Source organism: Streptomyces sp. NBC_00667 (genome assembly GCF_036226825.1).
In the GTDB taxonomy this organism is placed as follows: domain Bacteria; phylum Actinomycetota; class Actinomycetes; order Streptomycetales; family Streptomycetaceae; genus Streptomyces.
Window position 1 is genome coordinate 334,857 of the sequence record NZ_CP109023.1, and the last position, 14,234, is coordinate 349,090.

A 14,234-nucleotide genomic window follows, 5' to 3' on the forward strand; every position below is an offset into this window, starting at 1 on the left:
AAATAATGGACCGATCGGTCCCGGACTGATCGGTCCATTTTCGTCGGGTGCGGAATCCCCTGTCAACCGTATGCTGGATGACCGCCGACGAGAGGGAAAAGGAGCCCGGACATGGCGCGCACGCCGGCACCAGGCACGAGGCGACGCATCCTGGAGACCTCGGCCCGACTCTTCGGCGAGCTGGGGGTCAGGGCCGTCGGCATGCAGCAGGTGAGCGACGCGACCGGAGTCGGCAAGAGCCTTCTCTACCGCGAGTTCGCCGGCAAGGACGAACTGGTCGCGGCCTGGCTGCGCGAGAGCGACGCCCAGTGGTGGGAGCAGGCCGAACGGGTCACGGCGCCCCACTGCGGCGACCCGGTCCGCCAGGTCCTCGCACTGATGGAGTTCCTCCACGCCAGTGTCCGGGAGCCGGACTTCCACGGCTGCATCTTCTACAACACCTCCAGCGAGTTCCGCGACCCCGAGCACCCGGGCCGCCGCGAGGCGAAGTTGCACCTCCAGGCGTTGCGGGACTGGTTGCGCGACAAGGGGGCGCTGGCGGGTGCGGTGGACCCCGACGGCATGGCGGACGCCCTCATGCTCGTCATCGGCGGCCTGCTCGCCAACGGCGAGGTCCTCGGGGTGCGCGGTCCGGCCCGGATGGCGCTCGCGACGGCCGAGCTGATCGTCCGTCATCACTGCCCGGACACCGCCGGGGCCCCGCCCGTCGCGTAACGCGTGTGCCCTACCGCGGCACGAAGCGGTCGACCAGCAGCGTGAGCCGGTCGGCGACCCGGTCGGCGGGCAGGCGGCCGGCCCGGGTGAGGGTGACCAGCCCGTGCAGCGCCGCCCAGAACGTCTCGACGTACAGCCCCGGTTCCTCGTCGGGGCGCACATGTGCGGCGAGCGGCTCCAGCAGGGCCCCGAAGGCCGCGCGCAGCGGGGCGGGCGTGGCCTCGTCGGCGTAGGGCAGGCCGTTGTCCAGGCTGAAGACCGCGTCGTACACGGCGGGGTTGCGCGCCGCGAAGTCGGTGTAGGCGCGCGCCAGCGCGGCCACCGCCTCCCGGCCGTCCGCCCCGGGCGGTACCGCCGCGCGCAGGGCGCCCGCCAGCTCGGCGGCTCCCTCCAGTGCGACCGCCCCCACGATCTCCCGCTTGCCGCGGAAGTGGCTGTAGAGCACCGGCTGGCTGTACTCGATCCGCTCCGCGAGCCGGCGCGTGGTGACGGCGTCCCAGCCCTGGGCCTCGGCGAGTTCGCGCGCCGTGGCGACGATCAGCCGGTGGCGGTCGGCCCGCTCCCGTTCCTTGCGTCCCTGTGTCGACATGCCCTCATCCTAGCGCTGCTAGACAAGCGAGCGGCGGCATGCCTAGCATTGCATTGAAAGCTAGCAGCGCTAGAAATGATGGGCTGTCACCCTGGAGGGGTCATGCGGGACGTAGTCGTGCAGGACGTACTGGCCGTCGTCACGGTCGTCGTGGTGGGACTGATGGTGGGCGTGGAGTTCGCGGTGGCGGTGTTCGTCAACCCGATCCTCGACCGGCTCCCCGACAACGGCGGCCTCGCCGCCCGCAGCGACGGCGCCCGCGTCCTCGGCCGCGTCATGCCCTTCTGGTACATCGGCTCGCTCGTCCTCGGCGCCGTGTGGGCCGCCGTGTCCTGGGGCGGCGCCGGCGCCGTCCTCGTCGTCACCGGTGCCGCGCTCCTCGTCGTGAGCGTGGTGATGTCGGTCCTGCTGCTCGTACCGATCAACTCCCGTGTCGCCACGTGGGCGCGCGAGGGCGTACCCGCCGACTGGAAGCAGCAGGTCAACCGCTGGGACCGCTTCCACTACGTCCGCGTCGCCGTCATCGTCCTCGCCTTCACCCTCTTCACCGTCGCCCTCGTCTGAGAGGGGCGCGCGGCTCACCCCGCGGCGAGGGCGTCCCCCAGCGGGCTGCGCCGGTACAGCACCTGCCGGCCCTGCCGCGCCCGGGTGACCAGCCTCGCCGCGTGCAGCACCCGCAGGTGCTGGGACACGGCGCTCGGGGTGACCCGCAGCCGGCGGGCCAGCTCCACCGTGGCCAGCGGCTCCGCCAGCAGACCGAGCAGCCGCGCCCTCGGGGCGCCGAGCAGCGCTACGAGAGCCGGCCCGCCCACGTCCGGCACCGGCCCCCACAGCGTCGCCACCCCGCGGCTCGGATAGATCAGCGACGGCGCCTCCAGCGCACTGACCGGAGGCGCCGGCTTGTGCGCGAAGACCGAGGGCACCAGGAGCAGCCCCCGCCCGGACGCCTTGACCCGGTGCCTGCCGAGCATCTTGTCGATGTGCAGGACACCCTCGTGCCAGCGCAGGCTCGGGTGCATGTCGGCGAACAACTGCCGCGCCCCGCCCATCGCCAGCCGCCGGGCGCGGTAGGTCATGTCCGCCTCCAGCACGAGCCGCATCTGCGGCCACAGCGGCTCGACGGCGATCTCCCAGTACCGCCGCAGGAGGGCGCAGATCCGGTCGCGCAGGGCGGCCACGGCCGCGTCGTCGCCGTCCTGTGCGGCGCCCAGCGGCTGCGGCACCCGGCCCGGCGCGTGCGCGGCCAGCAGATCGCGACGGACCAGCGCGGGCGGCGTACGGCGCGCACGGGCGAGTTCGTCCTCGAAGGACGGGTCGAAGGCCGTCGGACGCGGCGTCAGGAAGTCGGGCAGAGTGAGCTGCACCGCCACCAGGGACATCAACAGCCCCGTGTCCAGCCCGCCGAGCGCACCGAGTACCGGCCTTCGCCACGGCAGGTGGACGGCGGACAGACCCGGATCCTGCAGCAGCCGCAGGCTGAGCACCGTCTCACTGAGCGGTGACACGGCGAACCGGGTGTCGGCGAGGTCCTCGACGCCGAGCTCGAAGCTGATCATTAAGCCCTACGCTACATCGGTTGGCGGGCCGCCGCCCGTATCGTGGACTTCCCCCATGACCTCCCCCGCCATCGCTCCGCCGACGGGGCCGGCCGCCGCCGGCCCGAGCCGCCGACTGGTCCTCCTGCTTGCCCTCACCTGCGCCGTGGCCGTGGGCAACCTCTACTTCCCGCAGGCCATCGGCCCGCTGATCGCCACCTCCCTGCACATCCCGGCCGACCGGGCCGCCCTGGTGGTCACCGCCACCCAACTCGGCTACACCGCCGGGATGGTGCTCCTGGTGCCGCTCGGCGACCGGATCCGCCACCGCACGCTCCTGGTCGCCCTGCTCTCCCTCAGCGGACTCGCCCTGCTGGCCGCCGGCTGCGCGCCCGGCCTGCCGCCGCTGGCCGCCGCGAGCGCCCTGGTCGGGCTCACCACCGTCGCCGCGCAGATCATCAGCCCCCTGGCGGCCGGCCTGGTCGCGCCCGACCACCGGGGGGCGGTGCTCGGAACCCTGCTCAGCGGCTCGACCGGCGGCATGCTGCTGGCCCGCACGTTCAGCGGCACCCTCGGCGAGTGGCTGGGCTGGCGGGCCCCCTACCTGGCGGCCGCCGCAGCGGCCCTGGTGCTCGCGGCCGTCATGGCGTACGCGGTGCCGTCCACCACCCCCGCCGCGTCCGCCACCCGGGGTTCCTACGTCGCGCTCCTGGCCGAAGCGCCGCGCCTGCTGCGGGCCGAGCCGCAACTGCGCCGCTCCTGCTTCTACCAGGCCACCGTCTTCGGCGGGTTCTCCGCCGCCTGGACCTGCCTGGCGCTGCTGCTGACCGGCCCGGTCTACGGCTACGGGGCAGAGGCCGTCGGCCTGCTCGCCCTGGTCGGGGCGGGCACCATGCTGTGCACGCCGTACGCCGGGCGCCTGGTGGACCGTCACGGACCCGGCCGCGTCAACCTGGTCTCCCTGCTGGGGGTCCTCGCCGCGGCCGCCGTCCTCGCGGGGGGCTCCCTCGGCGGCCCGGCCGGCCTGACCGCCCTCACCGCGGGCACCCTGCTGCTGGACGTCGCCATGCAGTCCGGCACGCTGGCCAACGTCTCCCGGGTGTACGCCCTGCGTCCCGACGCCCGCAGCAGGCTCAACACCGCCTACATAACCTGCGCCTACCTGGGCGGCACCGCCGGCTCCTGGGTCGGCGTCCGCGCCTACACCGCCTTCGGCTGGCCCGCGGTCTGCGCCCTGATCGCCCTCCTGGCATCAGCGGCCCTCACGCGCCACCTCACCCCACGCCGCCCGAATCCGCTCGTCCCGCCCGTGCGATGAGTGGGGCCGCGGCACCGCCCGGACGGGAGCAGGTCGCAACGGACACCCCCGTGCCCCATTGCGACCGCCCGCCCGACGGCGCGTTTTCCAGTCAAGTAGATGACCGTTCGCGACGGCCCGTCTCCAGTTGACTAGATGACGGCCGCCTTGAAACATACGCGTCGGCCGACCGCCCCTGTCAAGTCGGTTAGATTGTTGGCGGGCGGGCCGGCCCCAGCCGACATCCAGTCGAGTAGAGATGCCACACGACACCGCAACAGTGACCGCTGAATCGGTGAGGACCGAGGAGTGCCGCGATGGGTGAGTACAACAGCGCGGGCGAGCAGGGCCGGGGCCCCATCGCCCACCGGCTCGATCACCTGATCCGCACCCTGCACCCCAGGGACCGCGGCCCGTACACCTACCAGGAGATCGCCGATTCCATCCGGGAGCAGGCCGGCCCCGACGACCCGACCGTCTCCCACGGCACCATCCACAGCCTCCACAAGGGCAAGGTCACCAACCCGAGCGTCGACACCCTGCGCGCGCTCGGCAAGTTCTTCGGCGTGGGCGCCAAGTACTTCCTCGACGACGAGGTCGCCGCCCGCACCGACGCCCGCATCAAGGAGCTGCGCGAAGGCGCCGACCGGGCCGAAGCCGGCCGCGAACTCGCCGACGCCCTGGAGGACAAACAGGTCAAGGCCGTCGCGTTCCGGCTGAGAGGGCTGTCGGCCGCGGCCCTGCGCGGCATCACGTCCATCGTCGACGGTGCCCGCCAGGCCGAGGGCCTGCCCCGCGTCGACCGGACCCCCGTCCCGGGCCCGGCGGTCGGCCCGGGCGCCGGCTCCGTCCCGGGCGCCGCGGTCGGCACCGCCGCCGGCCCGGCCACGAGTCCCGACCACCCCTCCCACCCGTAGCGCCGGCCGTACCGTGGGCAACGCGGAGTTCGACCATGCATACGACCGCTGTGACCGGATGCCACTCCCGTGGCGCACGCCGCACGAAGTCAGCCCGGACGACCACACCACCCGGGCCGGAATGGAACGCGATATGAGATGGCGCAGGCGACCGGCCGATCCCTGTGTCGGCATAGCGGAGCGACTGCACATACCGCAGCCCTTCGACCTCTCGGCCTTCTGCGCCCACATCGCCTCACAGCGCGGCCGCCCCCTCCTCCTCCTGCCCCTCGAAGGGCCGCCCCAGCCGGACCTGCCCTGCGGCATCTGGATCGGTCTCGACACCGCCGACCTGGTCTTCTACGACCAGAGCGCCTCGGACCTGCTGCGCGTTCAGATCATCCTGCACGAGATCTCCCACATGCTGCTCGGCCACGTCGCCCCGCAGTTCGACGTCCCCCAGGACGCCACCGCCAACGAACTCGCCGCCGCGGCCGCCCACTTCGAACGCCTCCTGGACATGACCGCCCCCGCCGTCGAAGGTCTGGACGAGCACACCATGGTGGCCCGCCTCATGCGGGCCGAAGCCGAACGGCTCAGGGCCACCGCGGCCGCCCCCCGGCCCGGCGACGACGAACTCGAACTGTCCGGCAGCCGCATCCTGAGCCTCCTGGGCCGCACCAAGTTCGACTCCGACCAGGAGAAGGACGCCGAGACCCTGGCCACCCTCGTCCTGGAACGCATCAGCCGCGACGAGGACCGCTCCACGTCCGACGGCGCCGCCGACGTCATCCACCGCCTCCACGACGCCTTCGCCCACCCCGCCCGCCGCACCCACCGGAACCGATGAGCATCCTCAAGATCACCATCATGGTCATGCTGTGGGCGGTGGCGTTGTGGCGCCTGCCCTCCGCGATCCGCGTCCCGCGCCAGCGCTCACTGTGGCTGGCCTTCACCGGCCTGGCCCTGGCCACCACCCTCGCGATGCCGCCCGTCAGCAGCTTCCTCGACACCTGGACCGGCATCAACAACATCTCCGTACCCGCCAAACACGCGGTCGGCATCGTCGCCTGCGGCGCCATCCTCGACTTCGTCTTCTCCATGGCCCGCCCCCAGCTCGTCCAGCGCACCCGCCTGCCGCACCTGGTCCTCGCACTGGCCGTCATGCTCCTCATGGGCGTCCTCTTCGCCCAGGTCGACCAGCCCACCCGCGTCGAGAACTTCTACGAGGCCTACGCCGGAACCCCCGCGGCCACCGCCTACCTGCTCACCTTCACCGCCTACCTGGGCCTGGCCATGGGCCTGTCCACCTGGCTCTTCCTCTCCTACGCCCGCCACGCCGGCGCCCGCTCCCTGCGCAACGGCCTGCGGCTCCTCGGCACCGGCACCGCGGTCGGCGTCGTCTACGCCGCCATCCGCATCGCGGCCCTGCTGGCGCGGCTGTTCAGCGACGGCCCCCTCGCCGACGAGGAAACGATCCAGCACACCGCCGACCTCGTCGAATACCTCGCCATCGGACTGATCATCATCGGGAACTCCCTTCCCGCGGCGGGCGTCCTCGCCCGCACGGCCGCGGACTGGCGGGCCGGCCGGCGACTGCGCCCCCTGTGGAGCTCGCTGACCGAAGCCGTCCCCGACATCACCCTCCCCACCCCCCACCGGCACGGCATCCGCGTCCACTTGCACCGCACCGTCATCGAGATACGCGACGCCAGCCTCAGCCTGATGCCGTACGTCTCCGCCACCGTCCGGGACCGCGCCGACCGCGCCGCCGAGGAGGCCGGACTGCACGGCGAGGAACGCGAAGCCATGGCCGAGGCACTGTGGCTGCGCGCCGCCCGCGCCGCGAAGCTGCGCGGCACCGCCCCGGTCGCCGACCCCGCCCGGGGCCACGGCTCCGCACTGGAGGACGTCGACTTCCCCGCCGAAGTCCACCGCCTCCTGCTGATCAGTGCCGCCTACCACTCACCCGCCGCGACAGCCTTCCCCACCGCGCCCGCCCCGGAGCCCCGATGACCCGCACCGCACCCGCCCCGACGCAGGAGCCGGCCGCCGAATCCCGCGCCGCCCGCCTGATCACCGACGGCCTCGAACCCAAGAACTGGATCATCGCCGTCACCCTCCTGACGGGCTGGCACGCCGACCGCCTCACCGGCGTCGGATGGGGCCTGCTCGCCGCCCTGTTCTGCGGCGTCGTCCCGATCCTCTTCATCAAGTGGGGCGAACGGCGCGGCCACTGGGGCGACCGGCACGTCCGCCGCCGCCAGGACCGCCTCCTGGTCATCCCCGGCATCATGGCGTCCGTCGCCGCCTGCATCGCCCTCATGGCCACCCTGGACGCGCCCGGCGAGATGATCGCCCTGATCGCCGCGATGCTGGTCACCCTGGTCGCCATCTTGGCCATCACCACCGTCTGGAAGGTCTCCGTGCACACCGCGGTCTCCTCCGGCGCCCTCGCGATGCTCGCCCTCGCCTACGGCCCCTGGGCGCTGGCCGCCTACCCCCTGGTCGCCCTCGTCGGCTGGTCCCGCGTCGCCCTGCGCGACCACACCCCGGCCCAGGTCCTCGTCGGCACCCTCCTCGGCGCCGCCACCGCGGCCCCGGTCTTCGCCCTCGTCCGCTGACCGGAGGGGCCCGCACGATCCGCTGACCGCAGGGTCCCGCACGACCGGGCCCCGGCCTCCTCGAGGAGACCGGGGCCTTGGTCACGCTCCCGCGCGCCGGACGGGAGGGGTCACCGCACGCTGGCGCAGCGGGGCACGAGACCGTCGAGGACCGCGGTACAGGCGGCCTGCAAGGCGGCCTCCAGGTCCGTGTCCTCCTCGGGGCCCCGCGTCCACTGGTAGAGCGTGCCGAGGTAGATGTCGCGCAGCAGGTGGCCGGCGAGCTCCACGTCGACGTCCTGGGGCACGTCGCCCCGTTCGCGCCCCGCCCTGATGAACTCGCTGAACATGTGGGCGGCGTACGGGTGCTCGTGGAGCGGGAACCCGGCGCGCACCCAGGCCGTCAGCATCGCCTTGGTCTGCGCCGGGTTGCGCACGCTGATGTCGGCCAGGATGCTCATGCACCGGGACAGGACGTGCCGGGTGGCCTTGTCCTCGGGGTTGGTGAGCCCGCCCGCTTCCAGGCCCTCGCGCAGCAACTCGCGCCGTTCCTGCCCCCATTCGGCGATGAGGTCTTCCTTGCGCTGGAAGTGGTTGAAGAAGGTGCCGCGCGCGACATCGGCCCGTTCGGTGATCTCGTCGACCGTGGTCTGGTCGTACCCCTGCTGGGTGAAGAGGACCAGCGCGGCTTCGTAGATGCGGTTCTTGACACGCAGTTTGTTGCGTTCACGGCGGCCCTGCGGTTGCGTCGCGGTGGTGGCCGGTGTGTCTCCCATGTGTACTCCTGTCGCGCGCGGTGTGCGGGGGTGGCCCGTCCCGGCTGCCGCCGCCCGTGGTGTGAACGGGGGAACGGGTTCAGTCGCCCGAGGGCTGGACAGGACCCTGCACGGGCAGTTCCCTCCACTTGTACCACGATCCATGAATGAACAATAGTGCATGTTTATGCCGTGACGGAAAACCGGCCGCGGGAGCGGGGGCGCCTGGTCCGCACCGCTCCCACCGGCCGGTTTCCCCGGTTCAGTCGCGCACGGATCGCGCCGCGACCACCTCGCTCGCCAGGCTCCGCAGACTGTCCTCACCGAGCAGCCGCAGCAGCGCGATGTCCCGGCCCGTCTCGCGCCGTACGCGGCCGCGCAGTTGCGCCGCGGTCACCGAGTCGATGCCGTACGCCTGGAGGGTGCGCCGCAGGTCGAGGCGGTCCCGGGGCATGCCCAGGACATGGGCCGCCGCGTTCAGGAACGCCTCGCCGGCGTCCTGCCCCCCGCCGGCCGGCCCGCGCGCCACCCCGGCCGGCCGGGGCGCCGGCGCGGCGGCCTTCGCCTCGAACGGCCCGACGGCCGTGGCCGCCTGCGCCGGCTGACGCACCAGAACGGCGTGCTGGCACCCGGCCGGAAGACGGTCCACGACGCGGGTCAGCGCCGACATCGGCATGCGCACGGTGTCGCCGATCCGCTGCGCCGAGCGCTGCACCCGCTCCAGCGGTGTTCTGGCGCGGCTGGAGCCGCCCCCGAGCCGGTGCAGCCGGATGCCGCGGAACTCGGCCAGGACCGTACCCTCCAGGTCCCTCACCACCACCTCCGCCCGGGCCTCCCGGCCCGACTGCCGCGGCGCGAACCGCGCGTGGACCCAGACCTCGTCACCGAGCGGGTGGTGGAACCGCACCTGCTCGAACGAGGCGGTGGCGTAGGTGCTGTCGGCCGGCAGCGACACGGGGACCGCGGCCAGCAGCAGCATCAGGCACCCTTCCCAGGCCGCGTGCGGGGACGCCGCGGGCCGCCCCAGCTGGGCGACCACCTCACCGTCCCTGCGCCACAGGTGCCGCACGGTGCGCAGCCCGGGACCGGGGACGTAACCACGGCGGGCGAGCGCGGCGAAGAACCGGTCCGGCGTCACGTGCGTCGCGCAGCGCCCCAGAGCGGCGGCGAGGTGCCCCTCCACGCCGGGACCCGGGTCCACCCCCGGGCCCTGGCCGCCCGGCACCCCGTCCAGGCGCACCCGCGCGCTCAGCCCGGTCCGCGGCGCGTCGCCCACCGTACGGACCTCCGCCCGCAGCGGACCGGCTCCGGTCCCCGTCGTCACCTCCAGGGTCAGGGCGCCGTCCTGCGGCACGTCCACCAGGTCCCCGACCCTGACGTCCTCCAGGACGACCGTCCCGGCGGGCGCGGTGGCGGCGACCGCCTCGTGCAGCGCGGCCAGGTGCAGCACCGGGGGTACGGGGGCGAGACCGCGCAGGGTGACCACCGCGCCGGTCAGGTCCGCGCTGATCCGGGTGACGCGGTCCGCGGGCCGGAGGGGCCCGGCGGCCGGCGTCCGGCGCAGCACCTCCGTGTCCCAGGGGTAGGCGGGAAGCTTCACCTGCCGGGCCGGTCCCCTGAACCAGCGCTCCCAGTCCACCCGGCCTCCCGCGGCGAAGAACGCGCCGAGCGAGCGGGTCAGCGCCAGCGCCTCGTCGGCGGTGCGCCGCGTCGTGGAGGCGACGACGGCCGACACCCCGCCGGACTCCATGGCGATGTCCTCGATCGACGTGAGCAGCAAGGGGTGCGGGCTCATCTCGACGAAGACGGCGGCGGCCTCCTTGACCAGTCGCCGGATGCCGTCGAGGAAGCGGACCGGACGTCTCATGTTGTCCATCCAGTACGCGGCGTCGAGCTCCGCCCCCGTCAGTAAGCAGTCGCGGACGGTGGAGTGCAGGGGCACCCGGCCCTCGCGGGGAGCGATGCCGGCCAGTCGCACGAGCAGTTCGTCGCGCAGCTGGTCCATGACGGGGGAGTGGGAGGCGACGTTCACCCGTACCGGACGGTGGAAGACCCCCTCGCGCTCCAGCCGCCGCCCGATGCGCTCCAGTGCGGCGGCGTCCCCGGCGAGCACGGTCGAGGTGGGGGAGTTCTCGGCGGCGACGCAGACGCCGCCCTCCTGGGCGGCGACGTCCGCCGCCTGCTCGGGCGAGAGGTCGACGGACAGCATCGCGCCCTGCCCCGCGGTGCCCTGCATCAGCGCGCTGCGGCGGCAGATGACGGCCGCGGCGTCGGCGAGGGTGAGTGCGCCGGTGACGGCGGCGGCCGCGCTCTCGCCCATGCTGTGCCCGATGCACACGTCGGGGTCGACGCCCATGTCGCGCCAGACGGCGGCCAGGGCCACTTCCATGGCCCACAGCACGGGCTGCACCGCGCCGACCTCGTCGGGGAAGTCCCGGGACGCCGAGGCGAGGACCTCGCGTACCGACCGGCCCGTCTCGCCGCGCACGGCCTCGTCGCACTCCTGGAACGCGCGGGCGAAGGCGGGAGTGGTGGCCATGAGCGACAGGCCCATCCCCGGCCACTGGGAACCCTGCCCGGGGAAGACGAAGACCGTGCGCTTGTCCGTACCGAAGTCGGCGTCACCGGTTCCGGCCCGCTCCGTGGCCCGGCCGGCGGCCACGTCCCGCAGTGCGGCGGCCAGTTCCGCGTGGTCGGCCCCGGTCGCCCACAGCCGGAAGGGATGGGCGTCGCGGTGCAGCGCCGCGGTGGCGCACAGGTCCCACAGCGGCAGCGCGCGGCCGGCCCCGCCGGGGGAGAGGTGGTCGGCCCAGTGGGCGGCGAGCCGGCGCAGGGCCTGCTCGGAGCGCGCGCTGAGCACGAGCAGGTGGGCGGGCCTGCCTTCGGGCAGTTCCGTGGGACCGTGGGCGGGCAGCAGCGGGGAGCGCTCGGCCTCGGCGACGACGACGTGTGCGTTGGTGCCGGACAGGCCGAAGGAGCTGACGCCGACGACGGCGGCGCGGCCGTCCGTCTCCAGGCGCTCGTTCCCGGTCACCAGGCGCAGCCGGTTCGCCCCGTCCGTGAGCAGGGGCTGGGGGTCGCGCAGGTGCAAGGAGGCGGGGATGACGCCGTGCCGGGCGACGAGGACGGCCTTGATGAGACCGGCGATGCCGGCCGCCGCTTCGGCGTGCCCGATGTTCGACTTCACCGAACCGCACCTCAGCGGCCCCCGCGCCGGCCCGCGTTCGCGCGCGGCCGCGGCCAGGACCTGCAGTTCCACGGCGTCACCCACGGGCGTGCCGGTGCCGTGGGCCTCCACGTAGTCGAGGTCCGACGGCTCGATCCCCGCGTCCCGCCACGCCCTTCGGACCATGTCGTCCTGGCCCGCGACCGCCGGCTTGATCAGTGATCCGCTGCTGCGTCCGTCGTTGGTCACGGCACTGCCCGGCAGCAGGGCGAGTACGGGGTAGCCGGCCCGCTCGGCGTCCTCGAGCCGGCTGAGGACGACGACACCGATGCCCTCGCTGCGGACGAACCCGTCCGCGCTCGTGTCCCCGAACTTGCATCGGCCGTCGGGCGAGAGCATGGCCGCCTGGGAGAAGGCGATCGCGTCCAGCGGGGAGAGGATGATGTTGGCGCCACCCGCGATGGCCAGGTCCGTCTCGCCGCTCAGCAGGCTCTGACGGGCCATGTGTACGGCGACCAGCGACGACGAGCAGGCCGTGTCGACCATCATGCTGGGCCCGCGCAGATCCAGGTCGTAGGACAGGCGCCCCGAGGCCATGGCCCGGAAGTAGCTGCCGGCCGCCTCGCGCAGGCTGTTGCCGTCGGCGGTGCTGTGGCGGCCGTAGTCGGCGGTGGCCTGTCCTATGTACACGCCGGTGGCGGAGCCGGCGAGCGCCGACGGCCGGATGCCGGCGTCCTCGAGCGCTTCGCGGACCACCGGAAGCAGCAGGCGGTGCTGCGGGTCGACGCTGGCGGCCTCCGCCGGCGAGATCCCGAAGAAGCCGGCGTCGAAGAGGAAGGGGTCGTCCAGGAAGCCCCCGTGACGGCTGACGGTACGGCCCGGGGTGCCGGACCGGTCGGCGACGTAGGGCGTGATGTCGAAGCGTTCGGCCGGGACGTCGGTGATGCAGTCCTTGTTCGCGATGAGGTTGTCCCAGAACTCCTCGACGCCGCGGGCCTGGGGGAATCTGCACCCCATGCCGACCACCGCGATCGCCGTTGCCCCGTTGCGTCCACTCATGAGAACCCCCTGTCAGCGGTGACGCGCTGAGGGCGCGTCAGGGCGCTGCCCCCCGGCAGCTCCGCAGCGGGATCGTAGTTCAAATGTGGACCGCAGGACAATGATGAGCTTCCAGCTCACCTTTGGCTTGAATGGTGCGGTCCCCCAGGTGGCGGCTCGTCACGGTGCGGCCGTCGAACGGAAACCCCCATGGGCAACACGCGAAAACTGGTCTATGGTAAAAACTCGTACTCCAGACCAAGAAGGAACGCCGGTCGTAACATGGACCGCAGGGCAACCCCTTGTCAGGGGTGCGCGCCACCCTGCACCCGCCGGCCACACAGGATCGAGGAGGGGGACCTCGGATGGTTTCGTACGTATCCCGACCAGCGCCTTCGCCGAGTGCGCCGGAGCGCGTCGGCGAGGGCGCCGCCGGGCCACGGGGGCCGGGAGGCGGTGCGCCGGTCTCCGTGCTGGAGAGCGTGCTCCACCAGGCGGCCCGCCTCCCGTCGCTCGCGGCGAAGTACGAACGGGAGCTCGCGCGGCGCACCTTCGCCCTCGCCGACCTCCCCGTACTCACCCCGGACGAACTTGCCACGGCGACCGCCGAGGCCCTCGCCCTCAACGCGGGCGGGGGACTGCTGTGGGCGCACGGCGGCACGCTCGACGCCCCGGACCTGACCCTGCTGCCGGAGCAGATGTTCACCTCCGAGATCCGCAGCGCCTGGAACCCGCTGCGCACCACCGACGTCGTCGCGAACCTGCACCCCGCAGGACGGATGCAGCCCGACCACTACTTCTTCAACCGGTTCGCCACCGCGTCCGGCGCCACCGTCCTGCCGCTGGGGCCCTTGCCCGAGGGCACCGACGACGACTGGCTGCGCTTCCTGGCCCGCAACCACGTCACCGCCATCGCGGCGCCCCCGCACGCCGTCACCCGGCTGCTGCGGGCCAGCGCCGCGGGCCGGCCGCTGCCCTGGCTGCGCACCCTGATGCTGGGAGGCGCCGCCCACGACACCACCGACGAGGGCCTGCTCGCCGCGCACTTCCCCTACACCGCCGTGTGGCGCCTGTACGGGACCCCCGCGGCCTGGGTGATCGGGCAGCGCGGCCCGCACTGCCTGGCCGGCATCTACCACCCGCTGCCGCACCAGCACGTGGAAGCGGTGGACGGGCGGTTGCTGGTCACCACCCTTGCCCCCTCTCGCATCCCGGCGCTCATCCGCTACGACACCCAGGAGCGCGGTGAGTTCGCGTACTGCGCGTGCGGCCGGCCGGGACCGGCCCTGCGGGTCCTCGGCACCCGCCCGCCGTTCTTCCGTTTCCACGGACGCACCCTGTCCGCCCGCGAACTCGTCGACCTGGCCACCGCCCACGACGAGGTCACCGCCGCCCAGGTCGTGCTCACCCCCGAACAGCGGATCCAGCTGCGCATCCGCCTCGCCCCCGGCGTACCCGACGACCACCACAGCCACGCCTGGATCCGGTTCCGGGTCCTGGAGGGCCACCTCGCCCTCGCGGCGTGCGCCCTCGAACAGCCGGACGCGTTCGATGTGGTCGCCGTCCAAGAGCTCACCGGCACGTCCGTCCTCGTCACCGAGGAGCGCTGACGTGCCGGAGAACGCCGGCAAGGAAACCGTC

At 73.3% G+C, this 14,234-nt stretch carries 12 protein-coding genes; 8 read left to right on the forward strand and 4 right to left on the reverse strand.

What is annotated here, in order from left to right; translation table 11 throughout:
* Positions 1–111: 111 nt before the first annotated feature.
* Complete coding sequence (locus OHA81_RS33970) at positions 112–714, forward strand: TetR/AcrR family transcriptional regulator (protein ID WP_329203187.1); 603 nt, start codon at positions 112–114, stop codon at positions 712–714.
* 10 nt (positions 715–724) lie between these two features.
* On the opposite strand, the gene OHA81_RS33975 is transcribed toward OHA81_RS33970, so the two are convergent.
* Entirely contained in the window at positions 725–1,303 is a 579-nt protein-coding gene (locus OHA81_RS33975) for a TetR/AcrR family transcriptional regulator (RefSeq protein WP_329203189.1), read from the reverse strand.
* A 117-nt stretch (positions 1,304–1,420) separates the two neighbouring features.
* Between OHA81_RS33975 and OHA81_RS33980 the strand changes: the two genes are divergently transcribed.
* The gene (locus OHA81_RS33980) at positions 1,421–1,867 is read left to right on the forward strand and encodes a DUF1772 domain-containing protein (RefSeq protein ID WP_329203388.1); all 447 of its coding nucleotides are present in this window, start codon (positions 1,421–1,423) and stop codon (positions 1,865–1,867) included.
* Positions 1,868–1,881: 14 nt separating this feature from the next.
* Here OHA81_RS33980 and OHA81_RS33985 read toward each other — a convergent pair whose 3' ends face one another.
* Positions 1,882–2,859 (reverse strand): ArsR/SmtB family transcription factor, encoded by a 978-nt coding sequence (locus OHA81_RS33985; protein WP_329203192.1) that lies wholly within the window; start codon positions 2,857–2,859, stop codon positions 1,882–1,884.
* A gap of 55 nt (positions 2,860–2,914) precedes the next feature.
* On the opposite strand from OHA81_RS33985, the gene OHA81_RS33990 reads away from it, so the two are divergent.
* The 5 genes from OHA81_RS33990 to OHA81_RS34010 all read left to right on the forward strand — a co-directional run bounded on the left by OHA81_RS33990 (position 2,915) and on the right by OHA81_RS34010 (position 7,655).
* The gene (locus OHA81_RS33990; protein WP_329203194.1) at positions 2,915–4,156 is read left to right on the forward strand and encodes an MFS transporter; all 1,242 of its coding nucleotides are present in this window, start codon (positions 2,915–2,917) and stop codon (positions 4,154–4,156) included.
* Positions 4,157–4,452: 296 nt separating this feature from the next.
* Positions 4,453–5,052, forward strand: a complete 600-nt coding sequence (locus OHA81_RS33995) for a helix-turn-helix domain-containing protein (RefSeq protein ID WP_329203196.1) — start codon at positions 4,453–4,455, stop codon at positions 5,050–5,052.
* Positions 5,053–5,185: 133 nt separating this feature from the next.
* On the forward strand, positions 5,186–5,881 hold the full coding sequence (locus OHA81_RS34000) for a hypothetical protein (protein ID WP_329203198.1): 696 nt from the start codon (positions 5,186–5,188) through the stop codon (positions 5,879–5,881).
* Positions 5,878–7,047 (forward strand): MAB_1171c family putative transporter, encoded by a 1,170-nt coding sequence (locus OHA81_RS34005; protein WP_329203200.1) that lies wholly within the window; start codon positions 5,878–5,880, stop codon positions 7,045–7,047. The genes OHA81_RS34000 and OHA81_RS34005 overlap by 4 nt, the downstream gene beginning before the upstream one ends.
* On the forward strand, positions 7,044–7,655 hold the full coding sequence (locus OHA81_RS34010; RefSeq protein ID WP_329203202.1) for a phosphatase PAP2 family protein: 612 nt from the start codon (positions 7,044–7,046) through the stop codon (positions 7,653–7,655). Before OHA81_RS34005 ends, OHA81_RS34010 begins: the two co-directional genes overlap by 4 nt.
* Positions 7,656–7,765: 110 nt before the next feature.
* On the opposite strand, the gene OHA81_RS34015 is transcribed toward OHA81_RS34010, so the two are convergent.
* Positions 7,766–8,410 (reverse strand): TetR/AcrR family transcriptional regulator, encoded by a 645-nt coding sequence (locus tag OHA81_RS34015; protein WP_329203203.1) that lies wholly within the window; start codon positions 8,408–8,410, stop codon positions 7,766–7,768.
* A gap of 241 nt (positions 8,411–8,651) precedes the next feature.
* Positions 8,652–12,614, reverse strand: coding sequence for a type I polyketide synthase (locus OHA81_RS34020; RefSeq protein ID WP_329203205.1), 3,963 nt, complete (start codon positions 12,612–12,614; stop codon positions 8,652–8,654).
* Positions 12,615–13,063: 449 nt separating this feature from the next.
* Between OHA81_RS34020 and OHA81_RS34025 the strand changes: the two genes are divergently transcribed.
* A complete protein-coding gene (locus OHA81_RS34025) occupies positions 13,064–14,203 on the forward strand; it encodes a hypothetical protein (protein ID WP_329203208.1) in 1,140 nt (379 codons plus the stop codon).
* The last annotated feature ends 31 nt before the right edge of the window (positions 14,204–14,234 follow it).